13 protein-coding genes are annotated in these 12,796 nt (G+C 51.6%); 8 read left to right on the forward strand and 5 right to left on the reverse strand.

Features of this window, described 5'->3' with window-relative positions:
- Positions 1-152 precede the first annotated feature (152 nt).
- The 3 genes from slmA to coaBC form a co-directional block, all read right to left on the reverse strand.
- Complete coding sequence (gene slmA / locus MN202_RS09835; protein WP_335735944.1) at positions 153-743, reverse strand: nucleoid occlusion factor SlmA; 591 nt, start codon at positions 741-743, stop codon at positions 153-155.
- A 177-nt stretch (positions 744-920) separates the two neighbouring features.
- Positions 921-1,379, reverse strand: coding sequence for a dUTP diphosphatase (gene dut, locus MN202_RS09840; protein WP_335735945.1), 459 nt, complete (start codon positions 1,377-1,379; stop codon positions 921-923).
- Between the two features lie 48 nt (positions 1,380-1,427).
- A complete protein-coding gene (coaBC, locus tag MN202_RS09845; RefSeq protein WP_335735946.1) occupies positions 1,428-2,639 on the reverse strand; it encodes a bifunctional phosphopantothenoylcysteine decarboxylase/phosphopantothenate--cysteine ligase CoaBC in 1,212 nt (403 codons plus the stop codon).
- Between the two features lie 82 nt (positions 2,640-2,721).
- Here coaBC and radC point away from each other — a divergent pair, with 82 nt between their 5' ends.
- From radC to mutM, 5 genes are all read left to right on the forward strand, one after another.
- Positions 2,722-3,396: a RadC family protein gene (radC, locus tag MN202_RS09850; RefSeq protein ID WP_335735947.1), complete on the forward strand. Its 675-nt coding sequence runs from the start codon at positions 2,722-2,724 to the stop codon at positions 3,394-3,396.
- Positions 3,397-3,560: 164 nt separating this feature from the next.
- Positions 3,561-3,797: a 50S ribosomal protein L28 gene (rpmB, locus tag MN202_RS09855; RefSeq protein ID WP_027672232.1), complete on the forward strand. Its 237-nt coding sequence runs from the start codon at positions 3,561-3,563 to the stop codon at positions 3,795-3,797.
- Between the two features lie 11 nt (positions 3,798-3,808).
- Positions 3,809-3,964 (forward strand): 50S ribosomal protein L33, encoded by a 156-nt coding sequence (gene rpmG / locus MN202_RS09860; RefSeq protein ID WP_008219722.1) that lies wholly within the window; start codon positions 3,809-3,811, stop codon positions 3,962-3,964.
- A 92-nt stretch (positions 3,965-4,056) separates the two neighbouring features.
- A complete protein-coding gene (locus tag MN202_RS09865) occupies positions 4,057-4,551 on the forward strand; it encodes a hypothetical protein (RefSeq protein WP_335735948.1) in 495 nt (164 codons plus the stop codon).
- 2 nt (positions 4,552-4,553) lie between these two features.
- On the forward strand, positions 4,554-5,363 hold the full coding sequence (mutM, locus tag MN202_RS09870; RefSeq protein ID WP_335735949.1) for a bifunctional DNA-formamidopyrimidine glycosylase/DNA-(apurinic or apyrimidinic site) lyase: 810 nt from the start codon (positions 4,554-4,556) through the stop codon (positions 5,361-5,363).
- On the opposite strand, the gene MN202_RS09875 is transcribed toward mutM, so the two are convergent.
- The gene (locus tag MN202_RS09875) at positions 5,364-6,977 is read right to left on the reverse strand and encodes a BamA/TamA family outer membrane protein (protein ID WP_335735950.1); all 1,614 of its coding nucleotides are present in this window, start codon (positions 6,975-6,977) and stop codon (positions 5,364-5,366) included.
- A gap of 300 nt (positions 6,978-7,277) precedes the next feature.
- On the opposite strand from MN202_RS09875, the gene mgtE reads away from it, so the two are divergent.
- From mgtE to MN202_RS09890, 3 genes are all read left to right on the forward strand, one after another.
- Positions 7,278-8,621: a magnesium transporter gene (gene mgtE, locus MN202_RS09880; RefSeq protein WP_335735951.1), complete on the forward strand. Its 1,344-nt coding sequence runs from the start codon at positions 7,278-7,280 to the stop codon at positions 8,619-8,621.
- Between the two features lie 167 nt (positions 8,622-8,788).
- Positions 8,789-9,961, forward strand: coding sequence for a hypothetical protein (locus MN202_RS09885; RefSeq protein WP_335735952.1), 1,173 nt, complete (start codon positions 8,789-8,791; stop codon positions 9,959-9,961).
- Positions 9,962-11,998 (forward strand): DUF3857 domain-containing transglutaminase family protein, encoded by a 2,037-nt coding sequence (locus tag MN202_RS09890; RefSeq protein ID WP_335735953.1) that lies wholly within the window; start codon positions 9,962-9,964, stop codon positions 11,996-11,998. It begins immediately after the preceding gene.
- A gap of 16 nt (positions 11,999-12,014) precedes the next feature.
- On the opposite strand, the gene MN202_RS09895 is transcribed toward MN202_RS09890, so the two are convergent.
- The gene (locus MN202_RS09895; protein WP_335735954.1) at positions 12,015-12,785 is read right to left on the reverse strand and encodes a M15 family metallopeptidase; all 771 of its coding nucleotides are present in this window, start codon (positions 12,783-12,785) and stop codon (positions 12,015-12,017) included.
- Positions 12,786-12,796: the final 11 nt, after the last annotated feature.

Raw genomic sequence — 12,796 nt, forward strand, 5'->3', positions numbered from 1 at the left:
AGCGGCATGGATGCCGCGCAGGCTGAGAGGGCACAGGGATGTGATCCTTGAAGCCGGCGAAGAAAGCATTGCCTAATCTCTGACGTTATCACCTGACTGGCCGCTGCTACGAAAGCACAGCAGCCACGCTGCTCTGTGCTCCGATGCGGAATTTAACCAAACAGAGTCTGTTGCAGTAATGCCCATTGATTAGCCCAGTGCTGGGTTGGCAAACGGGTGAAACCGGAGCGGACAAACTGACTGAGTTTACCCTCTACCGTGGCCAGCAGCAGGTTGGCCAGTTCGCCTTCGTCGATATTAAAGCCTTTACCTTCACGCAGCTTGCGCTCACGCAGGCATTGCTTTAACTGGGTCTCCAGCTTTTCAAATAATTGCGCTACCCGCTCTTGCAAGCGTTCCTGCTCGCCCTGCAGTGCATCACCGGTTAATATGCGGCAAATACCCGGGTTGCGCTCGGCAAACACCAGTATCAGCTGTAAAATAAGCTCGGTGCGGCTGGCAGTGTCTTTATGCTCGTCCAGTATTACGTTAATGCGCGATAACAGCGTGTCTTCAATAAACTCGATTAAGCCTTCAAACATCCGCGCTTTGCTGGGGAAATGCCGGTACAGCGCGGCCTCAGATACACCGACTTTTTCTGCCAGTGCGGCCGTGGTAATGCGCTGGCCGTTGTTGCTTTGCAGCATGGCGGCTAAGGCTTGCAGAATATCTTCTTTGCGGTTTGTACTGCGTGGTGCCGGCATTGCGTGTCCTGTAAAAAAGTAACTTAGAGTCTGGTGCAGGCGCCTGCAGCCGGAAATACTTATTTCGCCGCCTTCAAGGATCACATCCCTGTGCCCTCTCAGGCTCCGCGGCATCCATGCCGCTGCTGCATAAGTACACCGGCCTTCGGCGCTAGGTAAAACGGTGCTTTATACTAATTATGCTTTGCCTGAATGGCCAAAACCGCCTTCGCCGCGCGCTGTTTGCTCGAAGCTGTCAACAATAGTAAATTCAGCCTGCACTACCGGCATAAATACCAGCTGGGCGATACGATCACCCGGTTCAATGGTAAAGCTGTCTTTGCCGCGGTTCCACATCGATACCATTAACGGGCCCTGGTAATCTGAGTCGATTAAACCGACCAGGTTACCCAGTACTATGCCGTGCTTATGGCCCAGGCCAGAGCGGGGCAGGATGGTGGCGCACAAATTAGCGTCGCCAATAAAGATCGATAAGCCGGTTGGAATTAACACCGTCTCGCCTGGCGCCAGGTTTAGCGTGCTATCTAAGCAAGCGCGCAGGTCTAACCCGGCAGATCCCGGTGTGGCATAGGCCGGCAGCGGGAAGTCAGTGCCAATACGCGGGTCGAGAATTTTTAAATCGATAGCTTTTTTCATTTACGGCTTAACTCTTTATTTTAATTACAAATAGTATTTTAACGCTAATTAGTTGGCGCAGTACTGGCTGTGGATATGTTGCAATATTGCTGTAGCCAGGCTGGCTTTAGCTTGTGCCGGTAACACCAGCTCACCAGAGTGCCATAGCAAGGTGACAGCATTGTTGTCGCTGTTAAAGCCGTGCTCAGCCTTGGATACGTCATTAGCACAAATTAAATCCAGCTTTTTGCGCGCCAGTTTATCTTTGGCGTACTGCAGTACGTTGTGAGTTTCTGCCGCAAAGCCGACAGTAAAAGGCCGCTTAGTGCTTAACGCGGCAACACTGGCAATAATATCCGGGTTTTGCACCAGTTTTAATTCAAGCGCACTGTCGCCTTGCTTTTTCATCTTCTCATCAGCGATGTTTGCCACGCGGTAATCGGCTACCGCAGCACAACCAATAAAGATATCGCTCTGCACTGCCTGCGCTATAGCGGCGTCATGCATTTGCTGCGCAGTGGTAACGTCTATACGTTTTACCCCGGCAGGAGTAGCTAATTGTACCGGGCCGCTGATCAGTGTGACGTCGGCACCCATCGCCGCTGCAGCTGCGGCCAGGGCAAAGCCCATTTTGCCCGAGCTGTGATTAGAGATGTAGCGCACCGGATCAATGGCTTCGCGGGTTGGGCCGGCAGTTATTGTAATTTTAATGTTATTAAGTTGCTGTTCAGCTAAAAAATGTTTTTCTAACGCGCTAACCAGCTCGAGCGGCTCCAACATACGGCCTGAGCCGGTGTCGCCACAGGCCTGATCACCTACACCCGGGCCGTAAATGTAAAAATTATATGAACTTAACCTGGCTAAATTCTGTTGGGTGGCTATGTTTTTATACATCTGCTGGTTCATTGCCGGTGCTACCGCCACCGGGGCAGCGGTGGCCAAAATGCAGGTAGTGAGTAAGTCGTTAGCTAAACCGTGTGCGATGCGGGCGATAATATCGGCGCTGGCCGGGGCAATAAGTACCATGTCGGCCCATTTTGCCAGTTCGATATGGCCCATGGCGGCTTCGGCGGCCGGGTCGAGCAAGCTGGTGCTAACCGGGTTGCCAGACAGTGCCTGTAACGTTAGCGGGGTAATAAAGTGCTGCGCCGCGTCGGTTAAAATAACCCGCACCTGTGCGCCACGCTCTTTGAGGCGGCGAACTAAATCGGCACTTTTATAGGCGGCAATGCCACCGCTGATACCGAGTAAAATACGTTTGTTGGCAAGCGTTTGCTGCATAACAGAGCCACCGGAAGTGGAAAAAACTGGCGCTAAGATAGCATGGAAACACAAATTCAGCATCAATTCAGGGAGTGATTGCATGAGTATTCGACACTGGCCCGCTGCAGAGCGGCCACGGGAAAAACTGCTCGACCGAGGCGCAATGGCGCTGTCAGATGCCGAGTTACTGGCGATTTTTTTGCGCACCGGTATCGCCGGTACTGATGCGGTAACGCTGGCGCGGCAGTTGTTAAGTCAGTTTGGCTCGTTACGGCGTTTATTGGGTGCCAGCCAAACTGATTTTTGTGCCGCTAAAGGCCTGGGAGAGGCCAAATTTGTGCAATTGCAGGCGGTGCTGGAGCTGAGTAAACGTTATTTACAGCAGCAAATACAACGCGATACTGTGTTTAACGACCCCGGCACGGTAAAGCGCTATTTGCAGCATGCGATTAGTGGCGAGCAGCGTGAAGTGTTTTTATTACTGTATTTAGACAGCCAGCACCGGCTGATTAAAGCTGAGCCGCTGTTTGCCGGCACTATAGATGCCAGTCCGGTGTATCCGCGTATTGTAGTTCAGCAGGCTTTAGCGCATAATGCCGCCGCTGTTATTCTGGCGCACAATCATCCATCCGGTGTGGCCGAGCCCAGCCGGGCGGACAAAGCGATTACTGAACGTTTAATTCAGGCGCTAATGTTGGTAGATATCAAGGTGTTGGACCATTTTATCGTGGGCGATGCTGACGTGATCTCCTTTGCAGAGCGTGGCTGGCTGTGAAGATCTGCATAGATCCACGGCGGATCTTTGCGCGCGGGCGAAAGATTTCGCTTGAATAAGGCGGCTTATTCGTGTATAAATTGCGCCCTCTTGTTTTGGGGCAACCTTCTTGGCCGGAAGGGTGATGACAGCTCGAGCTGATGAAATTTTGGAGAACTATTGACATGTCTAGAGTGTGCCAAGTAACTGGTAAAGGTCCGATGGTGGGTAACCGTCGTTCACACGCCAACAATGCTACTAAGCGCCGTTTCCTGCCTAACCTGCAAACGCACCGTTTTTGGGTTGAAAGTGAAAACCGTTTTGTTACATTACGTACTTCTACCCGTGGTATGCGCATCATCGATAAGAAAGGTATCGATGCGGTTTTAGCCGACGTGCGTGCTAACGGTCACAAGGTGTAAGGAAATAAAAAATGCGCGATAAAATCCGTTTAGTCTCTTCTGCAGGCACTGGTTTCTTCTATACAACTACGAAGAACAAGCGCACCATGCCAGAAAAGATGGAAATCAAAAAGTTCGATCCTAAAGTGCGCAAGCACGTGATTTTCAAAGAAGCGAAAATCAAGTAATCGAACACAGAAACCCGGCCAACGCCGGGTTTTTGCTTTTTAAGCCCCGCCTACGTTACTATGCCGTGTCACCTTAGCTGACAGGTATTTAGATGATAAAACTGTCCCGCCGTAACTGGAACAACGTGCTGATTTTTGCAGTGCTGATTTTGATGTTTGCGTTATATGGCATTCCGCAACGTTTGGCACACTTTAATGCAACTGACGCCGAACAGCGTTTGCTGCCGGCCGACAGCGAGTTGCTGATGGTGGCGTTTGCCAACCAACGGCTAATTAAAGCCGGGCCGCAGTGGCAATTGCAACCGCAAGGTACACAAACGGTAGATGCGGCGCAGCTGGCGCTAGCCTGGCAGCACAGTTTACTTACCGCGGTTGACGTGGCTGCAGATAAAAGCCGGGTGCCGGTAGCGCAGGCCAGCGTGCAGCTGGTCGGGCAAAATGCGCCGCTGATCTGGTTGCTGTATCCGGACAACGATAGCAGCGGTGATGACGGGCGCTATTTACTGCAGCGGGCCGGGCAACCGCAGTTTTACCAGTTAACCGCAGCACAGGCAGCGCAGTTGTTTTTAATCGAGAGGACGAAGTAGCAGTGCCGGAATTACCAGAAGTTGAAGTGTCGCGCCAGGGTATCAGCCCGTATTTGCAAAACCAGCAGTTAGTTAAAGTGGTGGCCCGGCAGCGTCAGTTGCGCTGGTGGGTGCCGGACGAGGTACTGGCCCAGCTGAACCAGCCGATTTTATCGGTCACCCGCCGCGCCAAGTATCTGTTAATTCAACTGCCACAGGGCGATATTATTCTGCATCTGGGCATGTCGGGCCATTTAAAGGTGCTGCCGGTTGATACACCGGCGACCAAACATGATCATATCGATTTTGTGCTGAATAACGCCATGCTGCTGCGCTTAAACGACACCCGTCGCTTTGGCGCTGTACTATGGCAGCAAAAGGGCGAACTGCATCCGTTGCTGGCCAGCCTGGGGCCGGAGCCACTAAGCGACAATTTTAATCTGGCGCACCTAACGGCAGCATTTGCCAAGCGTGCTAGTGCGGCCAAGCTTGTTTTGATGGATAACCATGTGGTTGTGGGCGTGGGCAATATATACGCCAACGAAGCCTTGTTTAAAGCCGGCATTTTGCCGTCTAAACCGGCCAAAGCGGTAACGGCGGCCCAGTTAGCCAAGCTGTTGCCGGTGATTAAAGACACCCTGGCTGCAGCGATTAAACAAGGCGGCACTACGTTAAAAGACTTTAGCCAGGCCGATGGTAAGCCAGGGTATTTTGCCCAGCAGTTGCTGGTGTATGGCCGTGGCGGCCAGCCTTGTTTAAGCTGCAATGAAACGCTAACCGAAATCCGTTTGGGACAGCGCAGTACCGTCTACTGTAGCCATTGTCAGCGGTAACTAGAAGCTTCTGGTTGCGGTGACTCTTAGCTCGACACCGCTAACGTTATCGTTATCTGTAATGGCTTTGGTCAGATCAATATGGATCATAGTGCCGCGGCTGGAATGGTTAGACAGTAACCTGACACCGGCACCGACACCAACTAAGGTATTGCCGGCGTCAGTATTGGCATCTTGTTCGGCATTTTGCCAAACCTTACCGGCATCGATATAACCGGCAAAGGCCACATCCAGCAGTTGCCACAGTGACCAGTCGGTATAACGACGGTACTCTGCCGTGACTAATGCCCTGGCTTCGCCACTGCGGAAATAACTGGGGTAGGCACGCAATTGATCGTCACCGCCAATGTATATCGGCTCGTCGCGAAACAGCTTGTGGCCCTTATCCAAAGTAAGTTTGCCTATAACACTCTGGTATTCATCCAACTGTTTGATCAGTTGCCAGTGCGAGCTAAGCAAATATTGTGTTTGCTTAAACTGGCGCTGCAGCCAGCTGATGTCGGCCAGCAGATACAAGTCTGCTGCCAGCTGCCAGTTTTTTGCGCTACTGAGTTGCCAGAATAGGGCGTCTTCGTCGGCCCCTAAGCCTTTGCTGTATTTGCCGAGCCTGGCATTAAGCTGCCAGCCAAAATTAAAGTCTTCGGTACGGTTGAACGAGTTGATATTAAACAACTTTTTGTAATCTGCCTGAATGGCTTCGTATTCCAGCCAGAGCCTGGCTAAATTGCGATCCGGCGGCATGCCAAAAAAGGTACTGTCAGTGCTGTAAAACTTAACGTTTTCAAGTTCAACCGCTAATTTAAGCCGGTGTATGTTATGGCTGTCAGGATGCAAACGGTAGCCAAACTCGGCTTTGGCATGGTTGCGCTGGCGCTGAAAACTGTTGTATTCGTCACCGGCATCGTATTCAAAGATGTCTTCTGCGGTGCGGTCCAGCTCAAACCCCAGGGCCCAGGGAGACGACAAGCGGTAAAACGGCCGGTTTATGCTGAGCTGATAATTGTTGCCATCGCTGTTTTTACTGTAGGCAACGGTACTGTTCCAGAAGCTGCCAAACATGTTTGGTGAATAAAATACAAAGCCAATACCGGTGCGCTCACTGTCGTGTTTGTATTCCAGATTAAGTCTGTTACCGCTGCCCAGCAGGTTGTCTTCCTCAAAGCCGACGGCGCTTTTGCTGCGGCCCCCCTCACTGGAAAAATCCAGAGTTGGCAATAACGACCAGTTGTCCCAGGTGCTGACATTAACGATTACGCTGTTGTCATTGGCGCAATACTGCGTAATACGTACTTCTGCTTCGCGGATATATCGTCTGCTGCGCAACAGACGCTCTGTTTCGGCCAGGACTTCAAGCCGCAGTGGCTCACCGGTTTTAAACAGTAAATCATCTGCCAGCACAGCGTCTTGCGTTACGGTGTGGGTGTAGTTGGCAAACTCATGTAACCAAAACGATGCTTTGTCGGTTAAATCAAAGACATTGTTGGCGCTAAAGGTAATACTGCGAATAGTTATGCCATCATCGCCGGTAAGAAATTGATTTTCAGCAACGGGCTGGCAGTCTGCGTATACCTGGCAGGTATACAGCAGCATGGCTAGGCTGAAAATCGGTTTCATAGATTGCTCCAATGACTTCTACAGGATCGAGTGTAGTTCACTGTGCTGAAGGAAACATTAACGATATCGCCTCCCGTTGTAATTTTGTGGCATGGATATTCTGTTGAGTTATCTTGCTATGCTTTATAAAATAGTGCCATCTTTTGCTTATAGTGCAACAGGTTAATTAACCCAGGAGATTTAGCAACGTTATGGACGTGCCCAGTAGCAGGTGTTGCCTGCCTTTCGTTGGTGTATACCATTATTTCGCTTAGCAAGGTTGTTCGCCCTTACTAAGCCTGTTTTTAGTAAGAGGTTGTTATGGAACTACCTGCGCTGATTACCACGCTGCGCACTGCGCTGGAGTCGGATACCGTTCAACTGCTGCGTGAGCAAATTGATGATGTTCACCCGGCCGATTTAGCCGCTGCCCTGGTGGAGTTTGCGCCACAGGATTTATGGACTCTGTTAACCGTATTGCCGCGCGCCGAGCAGGCTGAGGTGTTTGGTTATTTACCGGCAGAAGAACAGGTTAACTTATCGATTAGGATCAGCCGGCGCAAGCTGGCACCAATAATCCGCCAGATGTCGTCGGACGAGCGGGCCGATTTATTTAACCGCCTGGATGATGAGCAGCGCGAAACCTTGCTGCCGGCGCTGGCGCAGGCCGAGCGCGAAGATTTGTTGCGGCTGACCTCGCACAAAGAGGGCACCGCCGGTGCTATTATGACGTCGGACTACGCCATTTTGGCGGCCGAGCTGACAGTAGCTCAGGCGCTGGATTCATTACGCCGCGAAGCGCCGGATAAAGAAACCATCTATTCAGCCTATGTCGTCGATGCTGCAAGACAGTTGATTGGCGTGGTGTCGTTGCGTGATCTGATCCTGGCACCGCTGCAGATGCCAATTGATGAACTGGTAAACCATGATCCTATCTATGCCAGTGTTGATATGCCACAGGAAGATGTCGCTGCACTGATTGCTAAATATGACTTACTGGCGCTGCCCATTGTCAATGCTGAGCATCAGATGGTAGGTATAGTGACATACGATGATGCGATGGACGTGGCCGCCGCCGAAGCGACTGAAGATTTTCACAAAACGGCCACCATCGGCAAGCTGGAAACCAGCGTTAAAGATGCCAGCATCGGCTTACTTTATCGTAAACGCGTGCTGTGGCTGGTTATTCTGGTGTTTGGTAATATCTTCTCCGGTGCCGGCATTGCTTATTTTGAAGGCACTATTTCCAGCCATATTGCGCTGCTGTTTTTCTTACCCCTGCTAATAGGCAGCAGCGGTAATGCCGGTGCCCAGTCTGGTACGCTGATGGTACGTGCTTTGGCTACCGGCGACATTAAGCTGCGGGATTGGGGCTACTTGCTGGGTAAGGAATGTTTAATCGCCGGTTTACTCGGCTTGACGATGGCGGCGGCGGTAGTCGGTTTAGGCTGGTGGCGCGGCGGTTATGCTATTGCGGTGGTGGTGGCAGTGACTATGATGCTGGTGGTTATGGCCGGTAGCCTGATTGGCTTATCGCTGCCGTTTTTACTCAGCCGTTTTAAGCTGGACCCTGCTACTGCCAGCGGCCCGCTTATCACCTCGATAGCTGATGTCGCCGGCGTGGTGTTGTATTTCTCTATCGCCACCTGGTATCTGGGCTTGTAATGGCGCGCGCAGCGGGCGTTAATCGTTAATCGCAGCACAAGATATTTACACCAAGGTAGCCAAAAGGTATTAAGCCGGTTAAAGTTGCAATAATTGGTGCAACCTCAGCCGTTAGCCTGCTTAGCCAGGTGTAAGCGGTGTTTGATAGTTATCAGGGAAGTTGATAAGTGCGGTTGATTCGTTGTTGTTACCTGCTGCTCGCTCTAAGTGCCGCAGCGGCAGCCCGGCCTGACAGCCTGGCCACTGAATTACGTCAGGCGTATCAGGATTACGCTGCCAACCTGACTGCCGCGATATTGCAGCAGCATGCGATAGCGCTACATAAGCTGGAAAACTGGTCTGAAGATCAAAGCTGCTCGGCAGAGCATTTGGCGCTGGCAAATCAAGCATTGGCCAGAAATGCCAGCAGTATCGCTGTACGCTATTTGCGTTATCAGTGCACAGCTGCAAGTCAACCTGAGCAGGCAGAGCAAGACTGGGCAGCAATAGTGGTGTTAAGTGATATGTTGCTGGCGTCAGGTGCCGGCTTTACAGCGCAACAACCGATGCAACTGCGTGAACTCGGTGAAGCCCTTACTTTATTTGAACTGGCCGGTTACCAGGTCGTTGAGTTTGAATTGATATCGCACTACCCGCAGCTGTTGTTTCGCCTCTATCTGCGTGATACGGAAACTCAGGCTTATGAGCATCGGTATGTCGATAATTTTGCCTGGATAAAAAAAGTGCTCGATATCAACAATAGCAATGCTATAACGGCGTCGCAATATACTGCAGCGGCGTTAGATATGTTTGCCCGCAATCAGTATGATTTTGCCCGGCTATTTCAGGCCCGGCAGTTGCTAAAAAGCCAGCAACCAAAGCAAGCCAGGAACCTGTTACAGGCCTTGGTTGAGCGAAGTTATCTGGCGACATCGGCATTGGCCGAATTGTATTTACAGCAACAAGATAAAGCCGGCCTGGAAGCTTTATTACCGGAGCTGATAGCGGCGCATGAAAGTGGTGAGCCATCAGCCAGTGCGGCGCTGAGTTTAATGGTACTGTTGCACGATAGTAGTGACAGCAGCATTGCTGAGGCCCGCCAGGTATTGTTTGAACACGCCGCAGAGTCAGAGCAGCAACTGAGGCAGGAGCTGTTGCTGGAGATGATTAGCCGGCAAGCTACGCCTGACGCCTTGCTGACACGCTGGTTTTCGCAAACTCTGGATATTGCAGCGCTGGATGCGCTTTATGCAGTGGCGTCGCGCTTGCAGGCAGAGCACACTGAAGCGGAGCGGTTGCAGGGGCAGGGCTGGCATAGACATTGGACAGATCTGCAACAGCAGTTTATCAGGAAAAATTAAATGCGAATTTTAGCAAGTTTGATACTTCTTATTTCATTTTCAACGCTGGCTACGGCTACGGCTACGGCTACGGCTACGGCTACGGCTACGGCTACGTCGCAAGCGGGATTCAGCTATCAGCAGCTGCCGGTACCCAGCTGGGTTGAACAGCAAAAGTATCAGCCACTGACAACAACGGAGTCAGAGCCGGTAAGCTACTTGTTGCTGGATGAACAAGTAAACTGGCTGAATGGCGAATACCAGGGCTATACCCATATCGCTATGCAGGCCAATACCATTGCCGGCGTTGAGCAGACTGCACAGTACAAGGTAAGTTTTGCGCCGGAATATCAGCAATTAATCTTTCACAGTATTCTGCTTACCCGCGACGGACAGGCTAAAGAGCAGCTGGGTATAGCCGACATCAGGCTGGTGCAGCGCGAGCAAGAGCAGGAGCAGCAAATTTACAATGGGTATGTCACGGCCATGGTGCTGCTTAGTGATATGCAACCCGGTGATATTGTTGATATTCAATACTCGCTTAACGGTGCTAACCCCATATATGCCGGCAAGCGTTCAGCTTATTTCCCGCTGAACTGGTCTGTACCGGTGCAACAGCTGAATATGCGTTTGTTAACGGAGCAACATAATCTGGCCTTTTACAGTAACAACAGCCAGATTAAGCCGGTACAGCGCCGTTTTGCCCAGCATAGCGAATATAGCCTGCAGCAAAAGCAGGTGGCGGCGGTCAAGGTGGAAGATAAGTATCCGCCCTGGTATAACCCCTTTGAGTTTATTGAATTTAATGAGTTTGGCCGCTGGCAGGATGTTGTGTCCTGGGCGCTGCCGCTATACCAGTTTGACGAGCCGCTGGTTGATGAATTGCAGCAACTGGTGCAAACCTGGCAGCAACACGCCAGCAGCAAAGAAGAGTATATTGCTCAGGTGGTGCGCTATGTGCAAAACGATATCCGTTATTTCGGTATCGAAATTGGGTTAAACAGCCATCAACCTTACCCGCCCAACACGGTATTTGCCCGCAAATACGGCGACTGTAAAGACAAAACCACCCTGATGATAGCGCTATTGGCCGAGGCCGGTATAACGGCTTATCCTGCTTTGGTATCGAACGCGTCACGGGGTAGCATTGTTGACCGCTTGCCGGGGCCGATAGCCTTTGATCATGTTATTACCTGGTTGTCACTTGATGGCAAAGACTATTGGTTCGACGGTACCCGTAGCCAGCAGTACGGTAGCTTGCAGCAAAAAGGCCAGCAATATTTTCAGCAAGCCTTGCTGGTGAAGCCGGGCGAGACTCAGCTTACAGCCGTGCCGATGCCCTCAGCCGTGGATGCCAGGTTAGAAAGCAATGAAAGTTATCAGTTAGGTGCTGTCGGCGAGCCGGTAAGTTTAACTGTGCAACTGAGCTTCCAGCAATATGAAGCGGAGTCGTTTCGCAATATGTTAGCTCAGCACGGCACTAAAGAGTATGCCGCTCACCTGACCCGGATCTATCAGCAGCAATATCCGGGGGCCGATTTAGTGGACGAGCCGAAAATTACCGATGACAAAGCCAGCAACCATTTGCAGGTAGAAGCTAACTTTACCATTGAGAGTTTTTGGGATACGCAGGCTGCACAGCAAGAACTGATATTGTTTGGCGATTATCTGGAGCGTTTTCTGCAACTGCCGGAGAACACCCGACGCAAAATGCCGCTGTATGTTGAGCCAAATGCCCAGGCGCTACACCGGGTACATTATCAGTTAGCCAGTCCAATTAACTGGCAACTGAGCGAGTTAAAACTGGATATTGATAATCCGGCCTTTTCTTATCAACGCTATATCGATACCAGTGACACCAGTATCACGATTACGCACCAGTATGGCAGTAAAGCCGACCATGTACCGGCTGCCCAAGCGCTGGATTATATTAAGGCGCTGAAAAAAGTCCGGGAAGCGCTGTACTACTCGGTAGAAATAGACAAAGACGAACCCGGCGACACCGACGGCCAGCAACTGCGGGATCGGCTGAAACAATTGCTAAAACGCAGCGGCTAACCGGCGCGGCCAGTTATCAGCTATTAACCGCCAGATAGCCGCTATGACAATAACCGTCGGCCAGGCCGTCTCCTTCAATATCAATTTGGCTCCAGTCGCCGCTACTGGCCAGCACATAAACCTGCTGGCCACTGCGCAGCGTGGTTTTGATATCAAATTGGGTTCCCGGGCCGGCGCGCAGGCGCAGGCCATCGCGTGCAGTCACTGTGGCGAGTCTGGCCGTGCTGTTTGGGGTGGTGGCTGGGCTTTGGGGTTCAGGCGCATTAGCCGGTAAGGGCGGACGGCCGCTGGCAGCCAGTGGCATAGGCGGGGCGCCTGGCGTGCCACGCCAAGTTGCAATGGCGTGTTGTAAATTCTCTGCCCAGTCCGCATCACCGTCTGCAGGGTACTTACCGGCGCGCAACTGGGCTAATTGCATCTGCTGTAACTGCAGATGGGGTAGTTCCCAGCTTAGCGGCTCTAACTGATGTTGCAGTGCCAACTGGTGCAGTTTTTTCCACCAGGCTTTGCGTTCTCCTTTATCGTCCCAGCTCCATTTGCCGTCAATATAGAGAACAAAATCGGCGGCCACACCGTATTGATGTAGCGAGCTCCAGGCATCGGCATTGGTTACTTTGGCACCGGGTTTAGTGCGGCCCTGACAGTACAGGTCGTGCTGGCGCTGCGGTGAGCGAAAGCCTTCAAACATTCTGAACGGTAGTTTAGCTTTGGCCAGGTCCTGTAATAACAACTCAACTTTTTGCCGGAATAGCGGATGCAGGTGTTCCATTTCCGTGTCTCTGGCCATCTTTGATGCTC

Source organism: Rheinheimera muenzenbergensis, assembly GCF_036984005.1.
GTDB lineage: Bacteria > Pseudomonadota > Gammaproteobacteria > Enterobacterales > Alteromonadaceae > Alishewanella > Alishewanella muenzenbergensis.

Bases quoted from the DNA above. Each gene is read 5' to 3' on its own strand.
- slmA (WP_335735944.1), bottom strand. From the start codon at position 743: ATGCCGGCACCACGCAGTACAAACCGCAAAGAAGATATTCTGCAAGCC.
- dut (WP_335735945.1), bottom strand. From the start codon at position 1,379: ATGAAAAAAGCTATCGATTTAAAAATTCTCGACCCGCGTATTGGCACT.
- coaBC (WP_335735946.1), bottom strand. From the start codon at position 2,639: ATGCAGCAAACGCTTGCCAACAAACGTATTTTACTCGGTATCAGCGGT.
- radC (WP_335735947.1), top strand. From the start codon at position 2,722: ATGAGTATTCGACACTGGCCCGCTGCAGAGCGGCCACGGGAAAAACTG.
- rpmB (WP_027672232.1), top strand. From the start codon at position 3,561: ATGTCTAGAGTGTGCCAAGTAACTGGTAAAGGTCCGATGGTGGGTAAC.
- rpmG (WP_008219722.1), top strand. From the start codon at position 3,809: ATGCGCGATAAAATCCGTTTAGTCTCTTCTGCAGGCACTGGTTTCTTC.
- MN202_RS09865 (WP_335735948.1), top strand. From the start codon at position 4,057: ATGATAAAACTGTCCCGCCGTAACTGGAACAACGTGCTGATTTTTGCA.
- MN202_RS09875 (WP_335735950.1), bottom strand. From the start codon at position 6,977: ATGAAACCGATTTTCAGCCTAGCCATGCTGCTGTATACCTGCCAGGTA.
- mgtE (WP_335735951.1), top strand. From the start codon at position 7,278: ATGGAACTACCTGCGCTGATTACCACGCTGCGCACTGCGCTGGAGTCG.
- MN202_RS09890 (WP_335735953.1), top strand. From the start codon at position 9,962: ATGCGAATTTTAGCAAGTTTGATACTTCTTATTTCATTTTCAACGCTG.
- MN202_RS09895 (WP_335735954.1), bottom strand. From the start codon at position 12,785: ATGGCCAGAGACACGGAAATGGAACACCTGCATCCGCTATTCCGGCAA.